Below are 22,004 nucleotides of genomic sequence, written 5' to 3'. Positions count from 1 at the left end.
TGTAACGGAGGCGTGAAGTTAGGTCCTAGTGGTCCTCGCCGCCGGAGCGGAGGTAGTGAAAGAGGTATGTCTGGGTGTAGCCAGCGTATTCGCCACCGAGCGTCTCGCGGATGGCCCGGGACGTCTCCGTGTAGTTGCCGCGGTCGCACTCCGGGTAGTACTCCTCGATGGTGGTGCGAATCCAGGTGTCCAGCGGCACCGCCTCGAGGTAGCCAAGCGAGAACAGCAGGACGCAGTCCGCGACCTTGTCGCCGACGCCGACGAACTCGGTCAGCGACTCGCGGGCGGCCTCGTAGTCGAGTCCGGCGACGGCGGCGGGGTCGGCCTCGCCCTCGGCGACCATCGCCGCCGAGCGCTTGACGTAGGGCGCGCGGTAGCCGAGGTTCAGGTCCCGGAGGTCGGCCTCGCTGGCGGTCGCGAGCGCCGCGGGCGTCGGATAGGCGCGGTACTGCCGGCCGTCGAACTCGACGGGGTCGCCGAACTCGCGGCGGAGCGCCTGCTGCATCCCATGGATGCGGCCGACGCGCATCTGGGCCGAGCAGATGAACGAGACGAGCGAGGGGAACACCGGGTCGCGCACGATACGCATGCCCCAGTAGGCGTCGTAGGCCGCGTCGACGACGGCGTCAGGCGGGGCGGTCTCGCGAATCGCCGGCAGGTCGTCGTCGAGGCCCAGGCGCGTCCGGAGGTGGTGCTCGGCGTCGACGGTAGACTCCCACTCGAGGGAGCCGTCGGTCTGCCGGACGCGGACGACGACCGGGTCGCCGTCGACGCGGGCGGTCGTCCAGTACCAGGCGTCGCTGCCCGTCCCGCCGTCCGCGTCGTACATCCGGCCGTCCTCGCGGTCCCAGAGGTACGACTGCCCGCTCTCGACGGTCGACTGGAGGTCGAACCCGCCCGCGAGCGGGTCGAGATCGATGGTGCCCTGGTGCATCGTCCGCGAGGAAGGGCCGAACGGCTTTCCCGGTTTCCATCCAGCCCGACGACGTCAGGCCGTGGGCTCGGCGCGACTCCGGAGGACGGCGATGACGCCGACCACGCCGACGACGGCGATGGCCGCCGCCTGTGTGGCGCCGAGTGAGACACCGACGACACTCCCGAGTCCGGAGACGAGCGTGAACGCGAGAAAGAGCGGGAGGACGACGGCGACCGCGTAGTACCACGGCAACCCTGCCATCCGGGCGAGGGGGCCGGCGCCCTTCGAGTACTCGTCGAGCGCTGCGCGGCCGAGCACCCACCCGTCGAACAGCAGGAAGCCGAGGAGGCCGGCTGTCAGTGCGAGGTTGGCGATGGTGTCCGCGAGCAGGGAGAACAGCGACGGCGACAGCGCGGCGGCGCTCCCCGTGACGAGGAGCAGCCCGCCGACGCCGAGGGTGGCCTGCGGGCGGGTGACGTCGTGTTCGTCGACGAGGTAGGCCACGAGCACCTCAAGGATGCTGATGGCCGAGGACAGCGCCGCCAGCAGGACGACGCCGAAGAAGACGACGCCGACCAGCCGGCTGTACGGCAGGTCGGCGAACGCGCCGGCGAGGCTGACGAACAGCGCGCCCGGGCCGCCCTCGCCGGGCGAGACGCCCAGCGAGAACAGCAGCGGGAAGATGACCAGGCCGGCGAGGACGCCGATGCCCGTGTTCAGCACCGCGATGACGGTGCCGTCGGCCGCCAGCGAGCGGTCCTCGTCGATATAGGAGGCGTAGGTGAGCATCGCACCGGCCCCGACCGAGAGGGTAAAGAGCGCCTGGCCCGCCGCCGCGACGAGGACGTCGAGGAAGTTGGCCCGGAGGTACGCGACATCCAGCGAGAGGAAGAACGCGTAGCCACCGGCGCTCCCGGGTAGCGTCGCGGCCCACAGGGCCAGCGCGCCGAAGAGGGCGACGATACCGGGGACCATCACCATCGTCGCCAGTTCGATGCCGCGGTCGACGCCCGCGTAGACGACGGCCACCGTCGCCAAAAGGAACAGGACGTGGTAGCCGGCCGCACCGAGGCCGAAGTCGATGGCGGCGAAGAACGACTGTGGCGCCCCGAAGTACGCACCGGTCGCGCTGGCGACCGTGTAGCGGAGAATCCAGCCGCCGACGACCGAATAAAAGGAGAAGATGACCACGGACGCGACCAGTGCGATACCACCGAGGGCGCGCCAGCGCGGACCGCCGAGCGCGCCGAACGCGCCGACCGGGTTCCGGCGAGAGCGCCGGCCGATGACCATCTCGCCGAGCAGTCCGGGGACGCCGACGAGCACGATTACGAGGACGTACAACAGGAGGAAGGCCGCCCCGCCGTTGGTGGCGGTCAGCCACGGGAACCGCCAGATGTTCCCGAGGCCGACGGCGCTGCCAACGGCGGCGAGCACGAACCCGAGTCGGGTCCGCCAGGTGGCTCTCGTCATCGTCTCAGGGTCCTCGTAGCCCGATAAAAACGTGTCGAGAGCGGGGCAGAACAGTCAGAACGGCTGGAAGAAGTCGGCCCCCTCGACGAGGAACATCTCGTTGAGCCCCAGTGCGAGCGTGCCGAGGATGGCGACGATGACGATCAGGCGGAGCGTCCAGAGCCACAGCGGCCCCACGGCGCCGAGACCGCCGGTCCCCTGCCGGAGCTCGTCGATGGCGTCGGCGCCGATGACCCAGCCGACGAAGGCGACCAGTGCGAGCACCGACACGGGCAGGAACACCTGATAGGCGAACCGGTCGAACCAGGTCAGCCACCCGGTGTCCCACGCCGAGGGCAGGCCGAGCAGGAACAGGCCGACGCCGACGATGGCCGCGAGGACAGGTCTCGAGAGGCCGTAGTTGTCGTTGGCGTAGGCGACAGACACTTCGAGCAGGCTGATTGCCGAGGAGAGCGCGGCGATGAGGACGACGCCGAAGAAGACGACGCCGAACACGCGACCGAAGGGGACCGAGCTGAAGCCGGCCGCCGTCGCGACGAACAGCGCCCCCGCGCCGCCGCTTTCGGTGGTTATCTCGGCGCCGATGGTCAGGAGGATGGGGAAGACGACGAGGCCGGCGAGCACGCCGATGAGCGTGTTCGTGACGACGACCACGCCGCCGTCGAGGACGAGGTTGTCGTCGCTGCCGACGTACGAGGAGTAGGTTATCATGATGGCCATCCCCAGCGAGAGCGTGAAGAAGGCCTGTCCGACGGCGAAGGGGATGATGGTCCCGGCGTTCGCGACCATGGCGTCGATGTCCGGCGAGAGGAAGAAGGCGTACCCCTCGGCGGCCCCCGGCAGCGTGGCGACCCAGGCGGCCAGGGCCACCATCAGCACGACGATGCTGGGGACCATCACCTTCGTCGCCTTCTCGATGCCGTCCTCGATGCCCAGCGCCACGATGCCGACGACGATAGCGAGGAAGACCGCCTGGGCCAGAACGGCCTCGGGGCCGGCGGAGACGGCCCCGAAGTACGCGGCGGGGTCGGCGAAGTACGCACCCGTCGCGCTCCCGACGATGTAGCGGATGACCCACCCGCCGACGACGTTGTAGTACGATAGGATCCAGAACCCGGTGAAGACCGCGAGGCCGCCGACGACCCGCCACTGACGGTGGCCGAGTTCGCCGAACGCGTCGACGGCGTTGACGTTGGTCCGGCGCCCGACGACGAACTCCGCCAGCATCGCCGGGAACCCGACGACGACGACGGCCGCCAGGTAGAACACGACGAAAGCCGCCCCGCCGTTGGTCGCGGTCTTGAAGGGGAACTGCCAGAGGTTCCCGAGACCGACTGCGCTCCCGATGGCAGCGACGACGAACCCGAGTCGCGTCGCCCACGTCTCTCGGTCTGACATGCTCTTGCCCGCCGAGTCTCTCACATCGGAATAAAACCACGTCGATTTCCCGGCGAGACGCGCCGGGACCAGCGCCACACGAACTGGCCGCGAAGCGACGACTCAGGCCTCGCCGTACACCGGCACTGCCGCCCCACTGGTGACCGACGAGGCGTCGGAACACAGCAGCAGCATCGTCGCGCCGATGTCGGCCGGGTCGACCCACTTCGAGTGGTCCGAGTCGGGCATCATCTCGCGGTTCATCGGCGTGTCGATGACGCTCGGCATCACCGCATTCGCTCGCACGGTCCCGAGGTTCTCCTCGGCGATGGTCTCGGTGAGCAGGCGGACGCCGGCCTTCGTCGCCCGGTAGATGCCGTCGCCCGCTCCGCCCTCCAGCGACGAGCGAGCCGAGACGGAGACGATTGCACCCTCCGTCTCGCGGAGGTGTGGCAGCGCGTGTTTCGACGCCAGGAACATCGTCTTGAGGTTGACGTCGAAGAGGAAGTCGAACGTGTCGACGTCGGTCTCGTGAATCGGGTCACCGCCGCGCCAGGTGCCGGCGATGTTCAGCAGGTAGTCGAGACGGCCGTGTTCCGCGACGACCTCCTCGAGGACGCGTTCGACGTCGGCCTCGTCGGTGAAGTCGCCCTGGTAGAAGTCGATTCGCGTGGGGTCGTCGAGCAGGAAGTCCTCGCTCTCCGGTTCGACCACGTCGGCGCCACAGACCGTCGCGCCGGCCTCGAGAAACGCCCCGGCCGCCGCACTCCCCAGTGCGCCGCCGACGCCGGTCACGAGCGCTACTTCACCGTCGAAGTCGAATTCGACAGACATACGCGACGTAAGGGTCGGACGCCTGATAAATGCTCAGCCGCCGCGGGTCGCTACCCTGGACCTCAGAGGCTCGCGAGGTTCTGCCGGAGCTTGATGGTCGCGGTCATCAGCGTCGTCGCGGTCATGATGACGAAGACGACCTGGACGTGCAGGACGATGGCGCGGTCGAGCCCCACCAGCGTCGCGAGGTCGACGGCCGGGACGAGCGCGGCGAACAGCAGCACCGGCAGGAGGTGCCGGAGGAGCGTGTCCACGACCGTCCCCTGGACGCGGGTGGCGGCGGCACCGCGCCGGCCAAAGGAGAACCCGGCGGCAGCGAACGCGAGGGCGCTCACACCGAGCGTGCCGACCAGAAGCGGGTGGCGACCGACGAGGAGCATCCCGACGAAGACAGTGAGGACGGCGAGCGACGCCGCCCGCGTCAGTGGACGGGTGAACCGGTGTGGCTCGCCGGTCGTCGGGACGACACTGCGGTAGAGGACCCGCATCGTCACCGCGAGCAGAAGCACCTGGGCGAGGACGAGCGCCTGCTTGAACGGGAAGGTGAGGGTGGTGACGATTTCGAGCAGGCCGAGCACGGCGAACACCACCGAGAGCAGGCCGACCACGCCGAGGAAATCCCAGAGCCGGTGTTCCGAGACCAGGTCGCTGGCCTGTCGGTTCCGGAACGCGTAGAACCCGAAGCGGAGCCCTAAGGTCGCGAGCAGCGTCAGCGCGATGAAGAAGATGAACGTGAGGTTTGGGTCCCCCGCCACGAACTGGAGCTCGACGTCCACATTACCCTGCATCGTCCTCGATACTCTCTTTCAGCCTACGTATCTCTTGCGTTAGATGAGTTACCGACTCGTAGCGGGCGAGTTTCCGTTTTCCCATCGCTTTGCCAACGAGTGCGTCGACCCCCGTCGGCACGTCGGCCACCTCGCTCGGCATCGGTGGGCGGTCCTGTATCACCCGCTCGCGGACGGTGTCGAACTCGCCGGCGTAGGGCGGTTCGCCGGTGAACAGCCGGTAACAGACCGCACCGAGGTGATAGAGGTCGGTCGCGTGGTCGATGCGGCCAAAGCGGCGGTCGTAGTACTCGGGAGCGGCGTATCGCGGATCCAGATAGGTCGACGGGTCGGTGAACTGACGGTAGGCCTGAATCGACCCGACGTTGTCGAGCAGCGGCGGTTGCCGCTCGTCTGCCTCGAGGACGTTCCCGTAGTAGGCCACGTTCTCCGGGTCGATACCGGCGTGGACCACGCCCCGTTCGTGGAGCGCCGAGACGGCATGGGCCAGCCGCTCGGCGTGCCAGGCGGCGTCCGCCGGCGCGAACCGGCCGCGGTCGGCGAGGGTCTCGTCGGTGTATTCCGTCGTGGCCCAGAGATACGGTTCGTGGCCCCAGTCGTACAGCGAAACCACGTTGTCGAGCGTGGCGACGGCGGCCCAGTCGTCGAGCCGCTCCGCGACGGCCGACCGGAAAGCATCGCCGTCGGGGTCGGGTGTGTCGAGCAGGCGAATCCCGACGGCGACGTCGCTCCCGTCGACCGTCCCGAGCGTCCGGTAGACGTCGCAGTAGCGCCGCCGGTCGCGCGGCGCCAGCACGGAGAGCCGGTCGAACGGGCTCTCGTACTCGACGATAGACAGCCAGTCGGCCTCGCCGGCGAGCGGGCCACCGGTCGGTCGGCCGCGTATCGTCCCGCCGCCGTCGTCGTCCTCGCGTTCCTCGTCTTCGGCTTCGGCCTCGTCATCTAACTCCACCTCCGGGTGTCGGTCGGTCCGGCTGGGGCCGGACGCGTCACCGAGCGCCATCGTCCGCCCCACCTCGAGACCGAGCGAGGATTCGTGGAGCGTCGCGCTCCCGAGGTCGGCCGTCAGGTCGTCCAGGTCGCGTTCGGCGTCGGAAAGCGCGTTGTAGGCGTCGAGTTCGGCGTCGACCGCGTCCGGGAACCGGGCCGCGAGATAGCCGAGCGCCAGGCTGACCTCCAGACTCTGGTCGGCGTCGGTTCTGTCGAGGAGCCGGCGAGCGAGATAGTCCGCCGTGCCCGGGTGGCTGTCGGCGACGACACAGAGGCCCGTCACTGCACCGAGCCGGACCTGTCGGTCACCGACGTCGAGCAGCCCGAGGAGCGCCGGGAGCTTCGTGCGCCCCGTCTCGGGTGCCGTGAGGACGTCGGCGACCAGCTCGCGCGGGTCTGCCGGGCCAGGCTCGTCGGACGACATACTCCGTGACCTGCTACTCTAGACGCCGTCCAGTATCACTGTTTTGGTACTTCGCTCGTCGAGCGCACCGCTGCGAGCACTGGCACGAACGCCGGGACGGACCGGGCGGTCCCGCTTCGTCATATCATGACTGAGAATCGGGGACCAACGCTTTAGACAGTTTTTTTCGTACCACAGGGCGATGCCATCAGATAGCGCGTCACCGCTGCCGAGTCTCGTCGGCGACAGTTACGCCGCCCGGCTCGGAGTCGCTCTCTCGTTCGCTATCGTCGTCATCGTCGCCTTCGGCGTCCTCATCAGTGTCCAGGCCTCCGCCACACTGGAGGAGGACGTCTCGGAGGAGCTGACGGCCCTGTCGGACACCCAGGCCGACCAGCTGGACGCCTGGCTGACGACGACGCAGCGAGAGGTCCGCACGACGTCGAGTCGATCGGTGTTCGCAACGGGGTCGACCACCGAGATACAGGACAGACTGGAGGGGATGGTCACGAACGACGAGGTACCGCCCGACGTCGTCGCGGTCCACTACGTGAACACCGAGACCGGGGAGATACTCGCGAGCTCGGACCAGCAGTTCGTCGGGGTCAACGCCGCCGAGCAGGGTGCGCCGTTCGCGACGACCCGGCCGTCGTTCGAGGGGCCGGACGACACGCACGTGACCGAGCCGTTCTCGGTATCGGTCGTCGACCACCCCATCATCGCGGTGGTGTCCCCGGTTCGGGACACCGACGACAGGATGCTCGTGTTCATGACCGACCTCGAGGCGAAGGCCAGCGAGCTATCCGCACAGCGCACCGGATCACGGACGCTCGTCGTCGGCACGGACGGCCGGTTCGTCTTCCACCACAACACTTCGGCGGTCGGGACGGTCGCACCCGTCTCGAGGCTCGACGGGGACCCGCTGGGCTCGCTCGAAGCGGGCAACAGCACGTTCGTCGAGACGAGGTCGATGGTGATGGGACTGTCACGACTCGACGGGCACGACTGGGTCGTCATGACCCACTCTACGCCCGAGGAGGCGTACGCCCTGAGTTCGCAGATCAACTCCGACCTCGTGGGGCTCATCCTGCTCGCGGTCGTCAACCTGGGGCTCGTCGGCGTCACCATCGGTGGCAACACCATCGCGTCGCTCCGCCGACTCTCGACGAAGGCAGAGGCGATGGCCGACGGTGACCTCGACGTCGACCTCGAGACGTCCCGGACCGACGAGTTCGGGGCGCTGTACGGAGCGTTCGACAACATGCGGACGAACCTTAGAGAGCAGATATCTGAGGCGGAGTCCGCCCGCGAGGAGGCCATGGAGGCCCGCGAAGAGGCCGAAGCGGCGCGCGCCGAGGTCGAAGAAGAGCGCAACGAGATGGAGGCGCTCAGCGGCCATCTCGAACTGAAAGCCGAGGAGTACAGCGACGCGCTGGACTCGGCCGCCGACGGCGACCTGACCGCGCGGGTCGACGCTGAGAGCATGAGCGACCCGATGGCGGACGTCGGGAAAGAGATCAACACCACACTGGCGGCGCTGGAGGAGACCATCGCGACGATGCAGTCGTTCGCCGCGAACGTCCTCCAGTCGAGCGAGCGCGTCGACTCCAACGCACAGCGGGTCGACGAAGCGAGCCAGCAGGTCTCGGCGTCCATCCAGGAGATATTCGAGGACGCCACGGCACAAAACGAGAACCTCGACTCGGCGGCCTCCGAGATGGAGAACCTCTCGGCGACGGCAGAGGAGGTCGCCTCCTCCGCCCAGCAGGTCGCAGACACCTCCGAGTCCGCCGCGAGCGTCGGCGAGGACGGCCGCGAAGCCGCACAGGCGGCCATCGAGGAGATGAGCGCAATCGACGACGTGACCAAGGAGACGGTCGCGGAGATCAACGCGCTGGACGACGACTTGGACGAGATCGGCGACATCGTGAGCGTCATCACCTCCATCGTCGAGCAGACGAACATGCTCGCGCTGAACGCCTCCATCGAAGCTGCCCACGCGGACGGCGACGGTGACGGCTTCGCCGTCGTCGCCGACGAGATAAAGAGCCTGGCGGAGGAGACCAAGGAGGCCGCCGGCGACATCGAGGCGCGCATCGAGCGTATCCAATCCCAGGCCGGCGACACCGTCGAGACGATGGAGTCGACCAGCCAGCGCATCACCGAAGGGGTCGGCACCGTCGAGGAGGCCGTCGACGCGCTGGAGACCATCGTCGAGTACACCGAAGAGGTCGACACGGGCATCCAGGAGATCGACCACGCCACCGAGGAGCAGGCCCGGACCGCACAGGAGGTCATGGGGACCATCGACGAGCTGGCGGACATCAGCCAGCAAACCGCCACCGAGGCGGACACCGTCGCCGGCGCGGCCGACGACCAGGCGTCCGCTATCAGCAAGGTCTCGGAGTCTGCCGAGGAGCTCGGTCAGCGCGCAGCGGACCTCGAATCGCTACTCGAACGCTTCCAGGTCGACGCGGGTGTCGGGGCCGACGCGACCACGGCGACTGCGGAGACCGACGACTAACAATGGCAACGATAACGACCTGGTTCACACTGGGACTGCTCGGCGAACTACTCGGGACGGCCGTCCTGGCCTACGGCTACCGGCTCGTCCCCGAATCGACCAGACGGCACTACCTCCTGCTGGTGGCGATTCCCGGCATCGCCATCGTCGCGTACGCCCTACTGGTGCTCGGTGTGGGCGAACTACAGACGGCCACCCACACCGTGTACGCGACTCGTTACGCCGACTGGTTCCTGACGACGCCGATCAACGTCCTCTTCCTCGGGCTGTTCGCGAGGGCCGACCGCGGGGACATCGTGAAGCTCGTCGTGCTCCAGGCGCTGACCATCGTCTTCGGGTTCGCCGGGGCGATGGTCGCCGGGCTGCTGAGTTACGGCCTGTTCGCCATCGGTGCGCTCCTGTTCGCCGGCGTCGTCTACCTGCTCTACGGGACCATCGAGAACGCCGCGCGGGCAGCAGTCAGCGACATCGAGTTGAGTCTGTACCGGACCCTCCGGAACTTCGTCGTCGTACTCTGGCTCGTCTATCCGGTCGTCTGGCTGCTGGGCATGGCCGGTATCGGACTACTGGACGTCGAGACGGCATCGCTGGTCATCAGCTACTTAGACGTGGTGACGAAGGTCGGCTTCGGCCTCATCGCCATGTACGGGCTCTCGACCATCTCGGCGCGCGGGGAGACGAGTGCCCCGACGATGCCCGCAGACGACTGAGCGTACGCGAACGTTCGGTCAGCACCGCTAACTCAATGTTACTACTGCGGTTCGAATGTCACGGAGGACCGGCGAGCAGCGCGTGGTGGCGTCGCTCACGACCATCTGGAGCAGTCCGAGAAAGACGCTGGTGCCGCGTCAGTGGATGCCCATCGCTTCGATCTGTTCCTGGTACCGGTTGCGGATGGTGACTTCGGTCACCTGGGCGACGTCGGCGACCTCGCGCTGTGTCTTCTTCTCGTTGCAGAGCAGCGAGGCGGCGTAGATGGCCGCGGCGGCGTAGCCCGTGGGGGACTTCCCCGAGAGCAGGCCCTGTTCGGCCGTCGTGTCGATAATCTCGTTGGCCTTCGACTGGACCTCCTCGGAGAGTTCGAGTTCCGAGGCGAAGCGGGGGACGTACTGCTTGGGGTCGACCGGCTCCATCTTCAGTTCGAGCTCCTGGGCGACGTACCGATACGTGCGCCCAATCTCCTTCTGTTCGACCCGGGAGACGTCCGACACCTCTTCGAGACTGCGCGGGATGCCCTCCTGTCGGCAGGCGGCGTACAGGCAGGCCGTCGCCACGCCTTCGATGGAACGGCCGCGGATGAGGTCCTCGTTCAGCGCGCGCCGATAGATGACGGAGGCGACCTCCCGCACCGAGCGGGGGACGCCCAGCGCGGAGGCCATGCGGTCGATCTCGGAGAGCGCGAACTGGAGGTTCCGTTCGCCGGCGTCCTTCGTCCGGATGCGCTCCTGCCACTTGCGCAGGCGGTGCATCTGGCTGCGCTTCTCCGAGGAGAGCGACCGGCCGTAGGCGTCCTTGTCCTTCCAGTCGATTTGCGTGGTCAGTCCCTTGTCGTGCATCGTCTGGGTCGTCGGCGCGCCGACGCGGGACTTCGACTGGCGCTCGGAGTGGTTGAACGCCCGCCACTCCGGCCCCCGGTCGATGTTCTCGTCTTCGATGACCAGCCCGCAGTCCTCGCAGACGAGTTCACCACCACCGTCACTGGATATCGATTCCGACTCACATTCCGGACAGGTCTGCTGTCCTGTGGCCTCGGACTCCTGCTCGCGCTCCTCCTGCTCGGTGTTCCGCTGGCGCGTCGGACGTTCCATGTGTTCTTTTACGGAGAACAGCCAATTACATATATATGTTTGGGTGGTTCGAGGGAAACAGTCGGTCCGAAATCCGCCGACGCTGGCTTCCTATCCCAGCGTAAAGGCTTAACCCGGCGGCCCTCGGTGATATCGGCATGAACGTGGCCGCACTCGAAGTCGGTCGAGCGGGGCGGGCAGTCGGTACGTCGTGTACGCGGGTCGGGCGTGGCGCGCGCCTCTGGGTCGCACACGCCAGCGCCCTGATGGGCTGGGTCGACGCACTCGAACGCACGGTCGGTGACTGGGTGGACACCTCACTGGTCGCCCCGACGTTCCCCGGCGAGTGGGGCACGAGGTGCCCGACGGAGCTCCCCGACTGATGAGCGAGGACCAAACAGAACCGCCGGCGACCGAGGACGACGACTCCATCGGTGCGCTGTTCGACGAACTCGAAGAACTGCAAGCCATCGTCGACGACCCCACGGAGCGCGAACAGGTCCGCGAGGCGATGCGGGCCGCAATCGAGGTCCAGAGCGACAGTACGGCGGTGTTCGGGCGAGTCATCTGGGGGTTCGACCGGAGCGACTTCGCCGAGGCGCTCCTCGGATCGCTCCTCTTTGGGATCCCGATGGCCGTCGAGAGCGGGACCGTCGACGCGGGCCAGCACATCGCCCAGCACCCGCTGTACTTCGCTGGGACCCTCGCGGCGGCCGTAGGGATGGTCGTCGGGATCCTCTACGTCGCGGACTTCCAGGACGTGCGCGTCGCGAAGCGGGTCTTCGGACTCGTTCCACGCCGGTTGGTCGGCGTCACCGGAACCGCGTTCCTCACCTCGGTCGTGCTGCTCACCGGATGGGGCGTCGTCGAGTGGTCGACCGACCCCCAGATGGCATGGGTGGCCCTCTGTGTCTGTAGCGTGGCGTTCGTCCCGATGGCCATCGGGGCCGCACTGGGCGACATCCTCCCGGGGAGTTAGGCGAATACGGAGCGAGTCGGCGGTGTGTCACCGCTTCTCTCCCCCCGAAACGTTTGGCAATCGTTAAAAGTCGCGGTCGGATACGGAGTGGTATGAGCGAGAGCCAGCAGAAACAGGCGCGCAAGTGCGTCTCGTGTGGCATCAACATCGCCGGCACGAACGCCGCCGCGTTCAAGTGCCCGGACTGCGGGCACCAGATCTACCGGTGTGCCACCTGTCGGAAGCAGAGCAACCTCTACGAGTGCCCCGACTGCGGATTCCGAGGACCATAACAATGGGAAAAGTCGCCGCCAAGATCAAGATCATGCCGCAGAGCCCGGAAGTTGACCTCGACGCACTGCAGGAGCGTCTCGAAGGGTCGCTTCCCGAAGGAGCGAAGATCAAGGGCTTCGAACGTGACGACGTCGCGTTCGGCCTCGTCGCGCTGTTCCCGACCGTCATCGTGCCCGACGACGCCGGTGGCACGGAGGCCGTCGAGGAAGCGTTCGCGGACGTCGAGGGCGTCGAATCGGTCGAAGTCGACACCGTCGGCCGCCTCTGAACGGACTGGCTCCCGTCTTTTCGGTCGCTCACCCCGGGAGCGACGGCGCCCGTCGGCCCCTGACGGGCGTGGAACGCACGTTTTATTAGGGCGAGTGGACAAGCGAAGGCCAAGAATGCCTAGTTCCAACGGACCCCTCGAAGGGACGCGTGACAAGCTCAAGAACAAGCCCCGCAACCGAGGCACCTCCCCGCCCCAGCGTGCCGTCGAGCAGTACGAGGAGGGCGAGAAGGTCCACATGAAGATCGACCCGTCGGTTCCCAAGGGTCGGTTCCACCCCCGCTTCGACGGCCAGACCGGCGAAGTCGTCGGCAAACAGGGCACGGCCTACAAAGTCCAGATCGTCGACGGGAACAAGGAAAAGACCATCATCGTGACGCCCGCACACCTCCGTCGTCAAGAGAACTAAGCGATGACCATCTTCAAAGAGAAGGTCTCCGAGGAGTATCTCACGGTCGCCGAGACCAAGGAGATTCTCGGAGGGCTAGAGATGGAGCGCGCGGCCGACGAGGACCGCGAGATGCGGTACGAGCTCAAGCGGGCCATCGAGCACGTCAATCGCTTCGCGATGCTCGACCCCGAGGAGTCCCTGGAGTTCGTCGAGCAACTGCGGGAACTGGAGAAGGTCGACGAACCGACCGCGTACAAGATCGCGAACCTCCGCCCGCTCGACCGGGACGAGCTCCGCGCCGTCTTCGCGCAGGAACGCTACTCCCTGGACGGCGACGAGCTCGACGAGATTCTCAACATCGTCAAGCAGTACGCCTGAGTCGGGTTCCCCACCGCAGTTCTCCGGGTCCCCGTCGTCGTGCGGTATCACTCTCACCCACCGACATTAAGTAGGTTCTGACCGTACCCCTGGGTATGACCACTACGGAACCCGAGGACAGTGGCGACGAGATACTCGGCGCCGTCCTCGACGTCCTCCCGCACGGCCGGAGCGACGACGACCGCCCTCAGCACAAGAAGGAGGCGCTCGCGTTCGCGCTCGACGTGCAGGACTTCTCCATCTACGAACTCGTGCTCGACGACGACTCCGACGTCGCCTTCGGCGACCGGGTCGACCTGACTGAGTTCGGTCGCATCACCGAAGTCGAGTTCGAGGACCTGCCCGGCGGCACGCAGTCCGAGGTCGAGTACGCCGTCGAGGAGATCGTCGAGGACGACGAACGGCGGTTCGTGGACTTCTACAACGACGCCCAGCCCATCACGCTGCGCCTCCACCAGCTGAACCTGCTGCCGGGCATCGGCAAGAAGCTGCGCAACTCCATCCTCGACGAACGAAAGCGCAAGCCCTTCGAGAGCTTCGACGAGCTGGAAGAGCGAGTCAGCGGCCTCCACAAACCGAAGGAGGTGCTGGTCGAGCGCATCCTCGAGGAACTGCGCGAGAACGACCTGAAGTACCGCATCTTCGTCCGGCGCGAGGACAGCGAATAGGCGTCACTTTTCAATACCGACCGTCTACGGCGGGGTAATGACCGACACAGCGACCGGTAGTCGCGACCCGGACGCGCTCGTCAGGCGCGCCGGCAAGCGGGCCGACACCCGCCGCGACCAGCACTTCCTGGTCGACGACCGGGTACTCGACCGCATTCCCGAGTACGCCACCGACGCCGGGTTCGACTGCTCGAACGTCCTCGAAATCGGCGCGGGACCGGGGGCGCTGACGGACCGACTGCTCGCCGTCGCCGACCGCGTGACCGCTATCGAACGCGACCCGGACTTCGCCGCCCACCTCCGCGAGGAGTTCGCGCGGGAAATCGAGGCCGGCCGGCTCACCGTCGTCGAGGGCGACGCCCTGGAGGTCGACCTGCCCGAGTTCACCGCCAGCATCTCGAACCTGCCCTACGGTGCCTCCTCGGAGATCGCCTTCCGCTTGCTCCCCGAGAAACGCCCGCTGGTGTTGATGTTCCAGCGGGAGTTCGCCGACCGGATGGCCGCCGACCCGGCGACCGACGACTACGGCCGCCTCTCGGTGACTGCCGGCCACTACGCCGACGTCGAGGTGGTCGAGACGGTCCCACCCGAAGCGTTCGACCCCCAGCCCCGGGTGACGAGCGCGCTCGTGCGGACGACGCCGCGCGACCCCGACTACAGCGTCCCGAGCGACGAGTTCTTCATGGCCTTCCTGAAGGCGGTGTTCACCCAGCGACGGAAGACGATGCGCAACGCGGTGCGCAACACGGCACACATTTCGGGACTGGGCGACCCGGACGCTGTCGTCGACGCAGCCGACGAGGCGCTGATGAGCGCGCGAGCGGGGAAACTCACCCCGGCCGACTTCGCGGCGCTCGCGACGCTGGCCCACGAGGTCGGCGAGCCAGGGGCCTGAGATGACCGACGAAGACGCCGACGCAGAGTCGGACCGTGGCCGCCCGTCACTTGCCGACGCCCGGGAGGTCGAGTCGGTGTACCAGCCGGCCGAGGACTCGGCCCTGCTGGCACGGACCGCCCGAGCGTACGCCGGGTCGGGCGACCGGGTGCTGGACGTGGGCACCGGTTCGGGCTACGTCGCTGCGACCCTCGACGAGGCCGGCGCCGACGCCGTGGGCGTCGACCTGAGTCCGCTGGCCTGCCGGCAGGCCGCGGCGAACGGCGTCAGCGTCGTCCGCGGCGACCTCGTCTCGCCGTTCCGTGACGGCGCCTTCGACCTCGCCGTGTTCAACCCACCGTATCTGCCGACGCCCGAGGAGAAGGAATGGGACGACTGGATGGAACACGCACTCTCCGGTGGCGAGGACGGCCGTCGCCTCGTCGACCCGTTCCTCGACGACGTTGCGAGAGTGCTGGCTCCCGGCGGCGAGGCCCTCCTGCTCGTCAGCAGCCTCACGGACCCGGACGCCGTCCGCTCGTACGCGCACGACCGGGGGCTCGAGAGCGAACGGGTCGCGAGCGAGAATCATCCCTACGAGGAGCTCGTCGTCCTGCGGTTCTGGCCGCTGTGATTACTACAGGACATTTTATTGAATAGGAAATATTAAAGCCCGTCATTTCATAGCCGGGCGTAATGACAGACATAGTCGCGACGACTCCTGGCCTGTTCCCGCTGCCGGACTGGGCCAAGGACGAGCTGTCCGACCTGAAGGGCCACCAGAAGAGCGACCTCATCTCGGGCGACGAGGGCGGCGACGTCGTCGACGCCTATCGGCGCGCCCGCGAGGAGGTCGTCACGCTCCAGCAGGACGCCGGCCTCGACCGTATCGTCGAGGGGCAACTCCGCTGGGACGACATGCTCGCCCACCCGCTTGCGGTCCACGACAACGTGGAGACCCGTGGCATCGTCCGCTACTACGACAACAACAACTTCTACCGCGAGCCGGTGGTCCAGGGCGACCTGACCGCCGACGGCGACATCGCCGCGGAACTCGACGCCGCGAGCGAACTCGTCGACGGCGGGTTGCAGGCCGTCTTCCCCGGCCCGTACTCGCTTTCAGACCTCGCGACGGACGAACACTACGGCGACGAAGCGTCGTTCCTCGACGCCGTCGCGGAGTTCCTGGCCGGCGAAGTCGAGCAGTTCCCCGACGTGGAGACGCTGTTCCTGCTGGAACCATCGCTGGTCGAGAACGCGCCCGCCGACGGCCAGGACGAACGGGCCAGCGAGGCCATCGACGCCGTCGCGAGTGCCACCGACGCCGACGTGGTCGCCCACACCTACTGGGGCGCCCTCGAGGAGAAAGTCTACGCGCACCTGATGGACGCGGACGTCGACGCCATCGGCTTCGACCTTATCGCCGACCACGACCAGAACGTCTACAACGTCCAGGAGTACGGCACCAAGGACGACGTCGCGCTGGGCGTCGTCGACGGGCAGAACACGCTGGTCGAGTCCCCCGAGACCATCCGGGACCGCATCGACTGGTTCGAACAGCAGACGAACTCGACGTACGACACCGTCTACGCGACGGCCAACACCGAGCTGTTCTACCTGCCGGTCAACAAGTTCGAAGCCAAGCTCGAATCGCTCGCGAACGCCGCCGACCTCGCTGTGGAGGCCTAACATGACAGGACCACGAGACCAGTTCAAGCCCGAGAATCACCCGAACGACCACTTCCTGCTGACAACTGTCGTCGGTTCGTACCCCAAGCCCAAGTGGCACGACCGCGCCCGCGAGATGTTCGAGGACGAGGACGCCGACTTCGGCGAGGACGAGTGGGAAGAGTCGAAAGACGACGCCTCGCGACTCATCACCGACGAGCACGAGCGCTGCGGCCTCGACGTCGTCTGTGACGGCGAGATGCGGCGCAATGAGATGGTCGAGTACTTCGCCCACCGCATCGACGGCTACGAGTTCAACGGCCGCGTGAAGGTGTGGGGCCACAACTACTTCGACAAGCCCTCCGTCGCCGAGGACGTCGAGTACGGCGAGCAGTGGCTCGTCGAGGAGTTCGAGTTCACCGACGAGGTCGCCGAACGCCCCGTCAAGGTGCCCATCACCGGCCCGTACACCCTCGCGAACTGGTCGTTCAACGAGGTCTACGACAGCGAGGAGGCCCTGGCCTACGACCTCGCGGATCTCGTCAACGAGGAGATCGAGGCGCTGGTCGAGGCCGGCGCGCGGTACATCCAGATCGACGAGCCCGCGCTCGCGACGACACCGGACGACCACGCCATCGTCGGCGAGTGTCTCGAGCGCATCGTCGACGACGTGCCCGACGACGTCCGACTCGGGCTGCACGTCTGTTACGGCGACTACTCGCGAATCTACCCCGAGATTCTGGACTACCCGGTCCACGAGTACGACCTCGAACTCGCCAACGGTGACTACGAGCAGCTCGACGTGTTCAAGGACCACGAGTTCACCAAGGACTTCGCGATGGGCGTCGTCGACGCCCACGTCGCCGAGGTCGAGTCCGTCGAGGAGATCAAGGACAACATCAAGAAGGGGCTCGAAGTCGTCCCACCAGAGCGCCTGACCGTCTCACCCGACTGCGGCGTGAAGCTGCTCCCGCGCGACGTGGCCTACGGGAAGATGGAGAATATGGTACAAGCGGCCCGAGAAATCGAGGCCGAGCTCGACGCCGGCGAGATAGACGTCGTCGCGAGCGGTGCTGAAGCCAGCGCGGACGACTGACGGGACTGCGAACTCGTTTGCAGCGACCCACTATCGCGCGCACCGCTGTTCGACTGTACGAGAGCCACCCCCTTAGTTCGGTTTCGAATCGCACTCCTGAGAGGAATGTCCGAGAGCGGCGCCGTAACGCTGTTCGAATAATTCGACGCTGGCCGAAACAGGCATCGACCCGTGCGGTAAAATATTTAGTACCAGTTGACAAGAAGTCGGAAGGTTATATTCTCCAGAAGTGCCATATATAGTAGTCTTAGCCACTCTCTATTGATATTCCTTCGTGTGTAAATATATGTAATCTAATTATTAGAAGTGGGAAAGAGTTATGTCGATATCTGATAAAGTTGGAGACGAGATAACCATGACAGCCGACTCACAACTCCGGGCCGAACTGTACCTTCGAGGGGACACGTACGGCACATTCGACGCCCAGCAACAGGTCCTGAATCGGGTCAAGCACCTGGAAGCCAACGGCGTGTTCACCGACTCGATGGTCTCCGGCGAGTGGCAGCGCATCCGGACGATGGCCGAGGACAAGCGCTCCGGGGCGCTGGCCACCTACGAGGAGTTCCGTGACTGGGCCGACCGCAACGGCCACTCCCTCGAGCCGGCGTTCGAGCGGCGGACGCGGACCTACATGGGGATGGACCGCGTCGAGGACGTCGTCGTCTTCCCGGTCGTCTCGCTCGCGATATACGACGACACGCAGCTCGAAGCGGTGTTCCCGTGCACCGACGCCGAACGGACCTTCACCGTCGGCGACGCCCTCGAGGCGTTCGAGAGCGGCGACGAGAACTGGCTCGCCCAGTTCGACTCCGTCACCGTCGGTCGCACCGAGCCGTGGCTGGAATCCGGCGTCGAGATCACTGTCTGATTATCCTCTGAGCGCTTCGACCGGTTCTTCGCTCGCTGCTTTCCACGCCGGATAGAGGCCACTGAGGACGCTCGTGACCACACCGAACGTGAACGCGGCCCCGACGTACCAGGCGTTCGCGAGCCTGAACACGGCCATGGCATCACCGACCGTGTAGTGGTTTATCGCCAGTCCCGCGGCGACGCTCAAGACGACTCCGATGAGGCCGCCACTGACGCCGAGCAGGGTCGCCTCCATCAACATCACCTTCAGGACGTCACGCTTCTGGTAGCCGACCGCTCGGAGGACGCCGATCTCCTCGCGGCGTTCGACCGTCGACATCAGCATCACGTTGAGGATGGAGATGCCGGCGACGAGCAAGGAGATGGAGGCGATTCCCACCAGGATGGTGTTGACGACCTGGAACGTCTGGTTGATCTGGTCGATGAGCGACCCCAGCTCGGTGACCGTCACGCGCTCTTCTCTGCCGTTCAACGCGTCACGGATTGCCATCGCTGTCGCATTTGCCTCGGCTCCGGATGTCGTGGTGACGTATACCTGCGAGTAGCCACGCGACTCGAACTGGCTCACCGGCACGATGACCCGGTTGTCGGGGTTGAGCTGCGAGAACGACTCGCCGGACTCCAGCACCGCACGGACGCGGACCGCGCTCTCGTTTATCACGATGGTACTGCCCGGATGGAGGTCGTGTTCCTCGGCGATACTGCTACCCACGAGGGCGCCATTTCTGAACGGGTTCGGGATACGCCCCTCGCTCGCGGTGTACACTGCGCCCGGGTTCTCCATCCCGAAGACGACGGCCTGTGACGGCGTTCCCCGTCTGTCGTACGACACCCGCTCTATCTCCTGTTTGACCGGCGAAACGCTCACCGACGGCGCCGTGACGCGCTCGATCTGGCGGATGTCGCGGTCCGTTATCGACTCGACGCCCGCATCGCCGTTGGGTGAGACGACGAGCTCGTTGCCGAGGTCACCGAGGTTCTGCGTGATGGCGACCCGGAGCGAGACGCCGAACATCCCGAGTGAGGCGATAGCGATGACGCCGATGACGATACCGAGCGCGGCCAAGAGCGACCGGAACTGCGTCCGCGTCAGGTTCCGCCGTGCGATGAGCGCGGTCGGGAACTGCCGGTAGAGCCACTCAAGCATCCAGACGCTCCTGGCCGATGGTGCCGTCGACGAGGTGGACCGTCCGGTCGACGTACTCGTTGACGAGGTCGTCGTGCGTGACCGCGACGATGGCGACGTCCTCGTCGTCCGCGATGCGTTCGAACTCTTCGAGAATCTGGCGGCCGGTCCGGCTATCCAGGTTCCCGGTCGGTTCGTCGGCGAGGACGATAGCCGGTTCGTTGATGAGCGCGCGGGCGATGGCGACGCGCTGTTTCTGCCCGCCGGAGAGCTGGTCCGGGCGGTGGTCGAGTCGGTCACCGAGCCCCAGTCTCGTGAGCAGGTCGCGGGCCCGCCGGTTCAGGTCAGGGTCCCCGTCGAGCAACCCCGGGACTTCCACGTTCTCGACGGCCGTCAACGTCGGCAGCAGGTAGAACTGCTGGAAGACGAACCCGATGGTCCGCTTGCGGAGAATCGTCCGCGTCCGGTCGTCGATGTGGGTGACGTCGCGCCCCTCGAGCAGGAGCGTCCCCTCCGTCGGCGTATCCAGCAGACCGATGACGTTCAGCAAGGTGGTCTTGCCGCTCCCGCTCGGGCCCATGATGGAGACGAACTCACCGGCCTCGAGCGTGAAGTCGACCCCCGCGAGCGCGTAGAGCGTCTCGCCGCCGGTCCGATACCGCTTGACCAGGCCGTGTGCGTCGACGATAGTCATAGGTCCAGTTCGTCGTCGTTGCGTCGCGACTGGCGGAACAGGAGGTACCCGACGACCACGACACCCGCGACGCCGACCGCGATGACCGGTCCGAAGGTCGACAGCCAGGAGCCGTTCCCGCCCGATTGTTGCTCCGAGTCGCCATCGAGGTCCGAGACGTCGACGGCGAACCGCTGTTGCTTGCGGTCACCGTCGACGAGGTAGGTCACCACTAGCGGCACGGCCGTGACGTTCTCGTCGACGCTGGCGTAGACGTCGAAGGAGACGAAGTCGCTCGCCGGGACCGTCCCGACGAAGTACTCCTTGTTCGGGAACGCCGGGGTGACGCCGTCGGCGGGGACGACGCGGACGATGACGCTGTCGACCTCGGTGAGCCCGACGTTCGCGGCGCTCCCCGAGAGCTGGAGGCGGTCGTCCTCGTTCGTGACGTCGATACCGCTGAGTTCGATGGCCCCTGGCGTCGACTGGAGCTCGACGGCGGTCGTGGCGGCGTTCGACCGGTCCGCAATCTCGTACTCGGCCCGGACTGTCACGTCGGCACGCGGTTCGGTGAGCGTCGCGTTGAGACGGACCCGCTCGACGGTGCCGGCGTCGACTCGTTCGAGAAGTGCCCGCCGAAGCGTCGCGTTCGGTGACGCCGCAGTGACCGAGACGTCTTCGATGGGCGCGTTGCCACGGTTGACGACGTCGACCGCGAGGGCCCGGTTTTCACCGCTCCCGACGGCCGACGCGTCGAGGATCACTTCGTCGGCGAGTGTCTCGGTCTCGATGAGCGTCGAGACCGTGGTCGTTCGTCTGACGTCCCCGTCGACAGTGTACCGAATCCGGGCCGTCAGTTCGTGGGGTCCCGGCGTCTCTGGCCTGAAGCGGAAGGGTGCAGTTCGGGTACCGTTGGGCTGGATAGACGCGAACACCCGTCGATTCTCCGTCGTCCGAACACCCACGCCAGAGACGGTGACCTCGACGTTGGAGATTCGGGTATCGAGCCCGTTCGCGACGGTCACGGTGCCGTTTGTCAGGACGCCGTCGACCGAGTCGCTCGCGTCGATAGCCAGCTGCGGGTGTCGGTCGCGGACGTCGACAGTCACGGGATACTGGAGTCGCACCGACTCGGTCCTGTTGGGATTGTAGCCGTAGACGATGACCCGGAGGTCACGAGTCCCCGGCGAGTCGAAGGTGTACGTCAGCGGGACGTCGATGCTCGAATCCGGCGACAGCGTTCCCAGGTCACGAATCCGAGTGTACTCGGAACTGCCGGAGCTCCGTCGGAGGGCGACTGCGCGAATCTCGAGGACGTCCGAACTGCTCTGTGAGTTTCGGATAGTCGGCGTGAACGTGATAGTCTCGCCGGGGGCCGGAGCAGCCGGTGAGACGTCCACACCGGTTATCGAGGCGTTGACCGTCGCGCCAGCGACGACCGGCGGCAGCGCCCCGGCGATGAGGACGAGCACGACACAGATCGTCAGACGCTCCATCGAGCCCTCCGGTAGCGAATCGACACGGAGATGGGCACGGACCAGCGTCGGGAGGAGAGCGGAGACCAGTACCATACGGCGGTCTTCGAGCGAGGTTCTGTTAAACGTATGGCACGAGAGTGGTGACCCGCTCGCTTTTTGCTCCTGCTGTG

General features: G+C 66.5%; 24 protein-coding genes. 14 read left to right on the top strand and 10 right to left on the bottom strand.

Annotated elements, in window-relative coordinates; translation table 11 throughout:
- Nucleotides 1–25: 25 nt before the first annotated feature.
- The 6 genes from P1L41_RS09725 to P1L41_RS09700 all read right to left on the bottom strand — a co-directional run bounded on the left by P1L41_RS09725 (nucleotide 26) and on the right by P1L41_RS09700 (nucleotide 6,802).
- Nucleotides 26–934, bottom strand: coding sequence for a DNA-3-methyladenine glycosylase family protein (locus P1L41_RS09725; protein WP_276295536.1), 909 nt, complete (start codon nucleotides 932–934; stop codon nucleotides 26–28).
- Between the two features lie 54 nt (nucleotides 935–988).
- Nucleotides 989–2,389, bottom strand: coding sequence for a sodium-dependent transporter (locus P1L41_RS09720; RefSeq protein ID WP_276295535.1), 1,401 nt, complete (start codon nucleotides 2,387–2,389; stop codon nucleotides 989–991).
- Between the two features lie 54 nt (nucleotides 2,390–2,443).
- Nucleotides 2,444–3,787 carry a sodium-dependent transporter gene (locus P1L41_RS09715; RefSeq protein ID WP_276295534.1) on the bottom strand — a complete coding sequence of 448 codons (1,344 nt, stop codon included), beginning with the start codon at nucleotides 3,785–3,787 and terminating at the stop codon, nucleotides 2,444–2,446.
- 102 nt (nucleotides 3,788–3,889) lie between these two features.
- Nucleotides 3,890–4,600, bottom strand: coding sequence for an SDR family oxidoreductase (locus tag P1L41_RS09710; RefSeq protein ID WP_276295533.1), 711 nt, complete (start codon nucleotides 4,598–4,600; stop codon nucleotides 3,890–3,892).
- Between the two features lie 62 nt (nucleotides 4,601–4,662).
- On the bottom strand, nucleotides 4,663–5,376 hold the full coding sequence (locus P1L41_RS09705) for a hypothetical protein (RefSeq protein WP_276295532.1): 714 nt from the start codon (nucleotides 5,374–5,376) through the stop codon (nucleotides 4,663–4,665).
- A 1-nt stretch (nucleotide 5,377) separates the two neighbouring features.
- Nucleotides 5,378–6,802 (bottom strand): protein kinase domain-containing protein, encoded by a 1,425-nt coding sequence (locus P1L41_RS09700; protein WP_276295531.1) that lies wholly within the window; start codon nucleotides 6,800–6,802, stop codon nucleotides 5,378–5,380.
- Between the two features lie 181 nt (nucleotides 6,803–6,983).
- On the opposite strand from P1L41_RS09700, the gene P1L41_RS09695 reads away from it, so the two are divergent.
- Both P1L41_RS09695 and P1L41_RS09690 read left to right on the top strand, forming a co-directional pair.
- Nucleotides 6,984–9,305, top strand: coding sequence for a methyl-accepting chemotaxis protein (locus P1L41_RS09695; RefSeq protein WP_276295530.1), 2,322 nt, complete (start codon nucleotides 6,984–6,986; stop codon nucleotides 9,303–9,305).
- Between the two features lie 2 nt (nucleotides 9,306–9,307).
- Nucleotides 9,308–10,015, top strand: coding sequence for a bacteriorhodopsin (locus P1L41_RS09690; RefSeq protein ID WP_276295529.1), 708 nt, complete (start codon nucleotides 9,308–9,310; stop codon nucleotides 10,013–10,015).
- A gap of 138 nt (nucleotides 10,016–10,153) precedes the next feature.
- On the opposite strand, the gene P1L41_RS09685 is transcribed toward P1L41_RS09690, so the two are convergent.
- Entirely contained in the window at nucleotides 10,154–11,113 is a 960-nt protein-coding gene (locus P1L41_RS09685) for a transcription initiation factor IIB (RefSeq protein WP_276276996.1), read from the bottom strand.
- A 137-nt stretch (nucleotides 11,114–11,250) separates the two neighbouring features.
- Here P1L41_RS09685 and P1L41_RS09680 point away from each other — a divergent pair, with 137 nt between their 5' ends.
- The 12 genes from P1L41_RS09680 (at nucleotide 11,251) to P1L41_RS09625 (ending at nucleotide 18,555) form a co-directional block, all read left to right on the top strand.
- Nucleotides 11,251–11,475: a hypothetical protein gene (locus P1L41_RS09680; protein ID WP_276295528.1), complete on the top strand. Its 225-nt coding sequence runs from the start codon at nucleotides 11,251–11,253 to the stop codon at nucleotides 11,473–11,475.
- Nucleotides 11,475–12,071: a DUF2391 domain-containing protein gene (locus tag P1L41_RS09675; protein WP_276295527.1), complete on the top strand. Its 597-nt coding sequence runs from the start codon at nucleotides 11,475–11,477 to the stop codon at nucleotides 12,069–12,071. The genes P1L41_RS09680 and P1L41_RS09675 overlap by 1 nt, the downstream gene beginning before the upstream one ends.
- A gap of 92 nt (nucleotides 12,072–12,163) precedes the next feature.
- Complete coding sequence (locus P1L41_RS09670; protein ID WP_276276994.1) at nucleotides 12,164–12,343, top strand: HVO_2753 family zinc finger protein; 180 nt, start codon at nucleotides 12,164–12,166, stop codon at nucleotides 12,341–12,343.
- A 2-nt stretch (nucleotides 12,344–12,345) separates the two neighbouring features.
- Nucleotides 12,346–12,612 carry an elongation factor 1-beta gene (locus tag P1L41_RS09665; RefSeq protein WP_276295526.1) on the top strand — a complete coding sequence of 89 codons (267 nt, stop codon included), beginning with the start codon at nucleotides 12,346–12,348 and terminating at the stop codon, nucleotides 12,610–12,612.
- A gap of 115 nt (nucleotides 12,613–12,727) precedes the next feature.
- Nucleotides 12,728–13,021, top strand: coding sequence for a 50S ribosomal protein L21e (locus P1L41_RS09660; protein ID WP_276295525.1), 294 nt, complete (start codon nucleotides 12,728–12,730; stop codon nucleotides 13,019–13,021).
- 3 nt (nucleotides 13,022–13,024) lie between these two features.
- Complete coding sequence (locus tag P1L41_RS09655; RefSeq protein ID WP_276295524.1) at nucleotides 13,025–13,381, top strand: RNA polymerase Rpb4 family protein; 357 nt, start codon at nucleotides 13,025–13,027, stop codon at nucleotides 13,379–13,381.
- 95 nt (nucleotides 13,382–13,476) lie between these two features.
- The gene (locus tag P1L41_RS09650; protein WP_276295523.1) at nucleotides 13,477–14,049 is read left to right on the top strand and encodes a DUF655 domain-containing protein; all 573 of its coding nucleotides are present in this window, start codon (nucleotides 13,477–13,479) and stop codon (nucleotides 14,047–14,049) included.
- A 37-nt stretch (nucleotides 14,050–14,086) separates the two neighbouring features.
- Nucleotides 14,087–14,944 (top strand): 16S ribosomal RNA methyltransferase A, encoded by an 858-nt coding sequence (locus P1L41_RS09645; protein ID WP_276295522.1) that lies wholly within the window; start codon nucleotides 14,087–14,089, stop codon nucleotides 14,942–14,944.
- 1 nt (nucleotide 14,945) lies between these two features.
- Nucleotides 14,946–15,557: a HemK2/MTQ2 family protein methyltransferase gene (locus P1L41_RS09640; RefSeq protein ID WP_276295521.1), complete on the top strand. Its 612-nt coding sequence runs from the start codon at nucleotides 14,946–14,948 to the stop codon at nucleotides 15,555–15,557.
- Nucleotides 15,558–15,619: 62 nt separating this feature from the next.
- On the top strand, nucleotides 15,620–16,612 hold the full coding sequence (locus tag P1L41_RS09635; RefSeq protein WP_276295520.1) for a 5-methyltetrahydropteroyltriglutamate--homocysteine methyltransferase: 993 nt from the start codon (nucleotides 15,620–15,622) through the stop codon (nucleotides 16,610–16,612).
- Between the two features lies 1 nt (nucleotide 16,613).
- On the top strand, nucleotides 16,614–17,687 hold the full coding sequence (locus P1L41_RS09630; protein ID WP_276295519.1) for a methionine synthase: 1,074 nt from the start codon (nucleotides 16,614–16,616) through the stop codon (nucleotides 17,685–17,687).
- Nucleotides 17,688–18,042: 355 nt separating this feature from the next.
- The gene (locus tag P1L41_RS09625; protein WP_276295518.1) at nucleotides 18,043–18,555 is read left to right on the top strand and encodes an HTH domain-containing protein; all 513 of its coding nucleotides are present in this window, start codon (nucleotides 18,043–18,045) and stop codon (nucleotides 18,553–18,555) included.
- Here the strand turns inward: P1L41_RS09625 and P1L41_RS09620 are convergent, their stop codons facing one another.
- Genes P1L41_RS09620 through P1L41_RS09610 form a run of 3 tightly spaced genes read right to left on the bottom strand, consistent with a single transcriptional unit; the run spans nucleotide 18,556 to nucleotide 21,927 of the window.
- Nucleotides 18,556–19,704 carry an ABC transporter permease gene (locus P1L41_RS09620; RefSeq protein WP_276295517.1) on the bottom strand — a complete coding sequence of 383 codons (1,149 nt, stop codon included), beginning with the start codon at nucleotides 19,702–19,704 and terminating at the stop codon, nucleotides 18,556–18,558. It abuts the gene before it with no gap.
- The gene (locus tag P1L41_RS09615) at nucleotides 19,697–20,377 is read right to left on the bottom strand and encodes an ABC transporter ATP-binding protein (protein ID WP_276295516.1); all 681 of its coding nucleotides are present in this window, start codon (nucleotides 20,375–20,377) and stop codon (nucleotides 19,697–19,699) included. Before P1L41_RS09615 ends, P1L41_RS09620 begins: the two co-directional genes overlap by 8 nt.
- Nucleotides 20,374–21,927 (bottom strand): COG1361 family protein, encoded by a 1,554-nt coding sequence (locus P1L41_RS09610; RefSeq protein WP_276295515.1) that lies wholly within the window; start codon nucleotides 21,925–21,927, stop codon nucleotides 20,374–20,376. Before P1L41_RS09610 ends, P1L41_RS09615 begins: the two co-directional genes overlap by 4 nt.
- Nucleotides 21,928–22,004: the final 77 nt, after the last annotated feature.

The sequence above is a fragment of the Haloarcula ordinaria genome (assembly GCF_029338275.1).
GTDB classification, from domain to species: Archaea; Halobacteriota; Halobacteria; order Halobacteriales; family Haloarculaceae; genus Haloarcula; species Haloarcula ordinaria.
The sequence above is the reverse complement of the archived record's forward strand: the minus strand, read 5'-3'. Positions and strand labels throughout refer to the sequence as shown.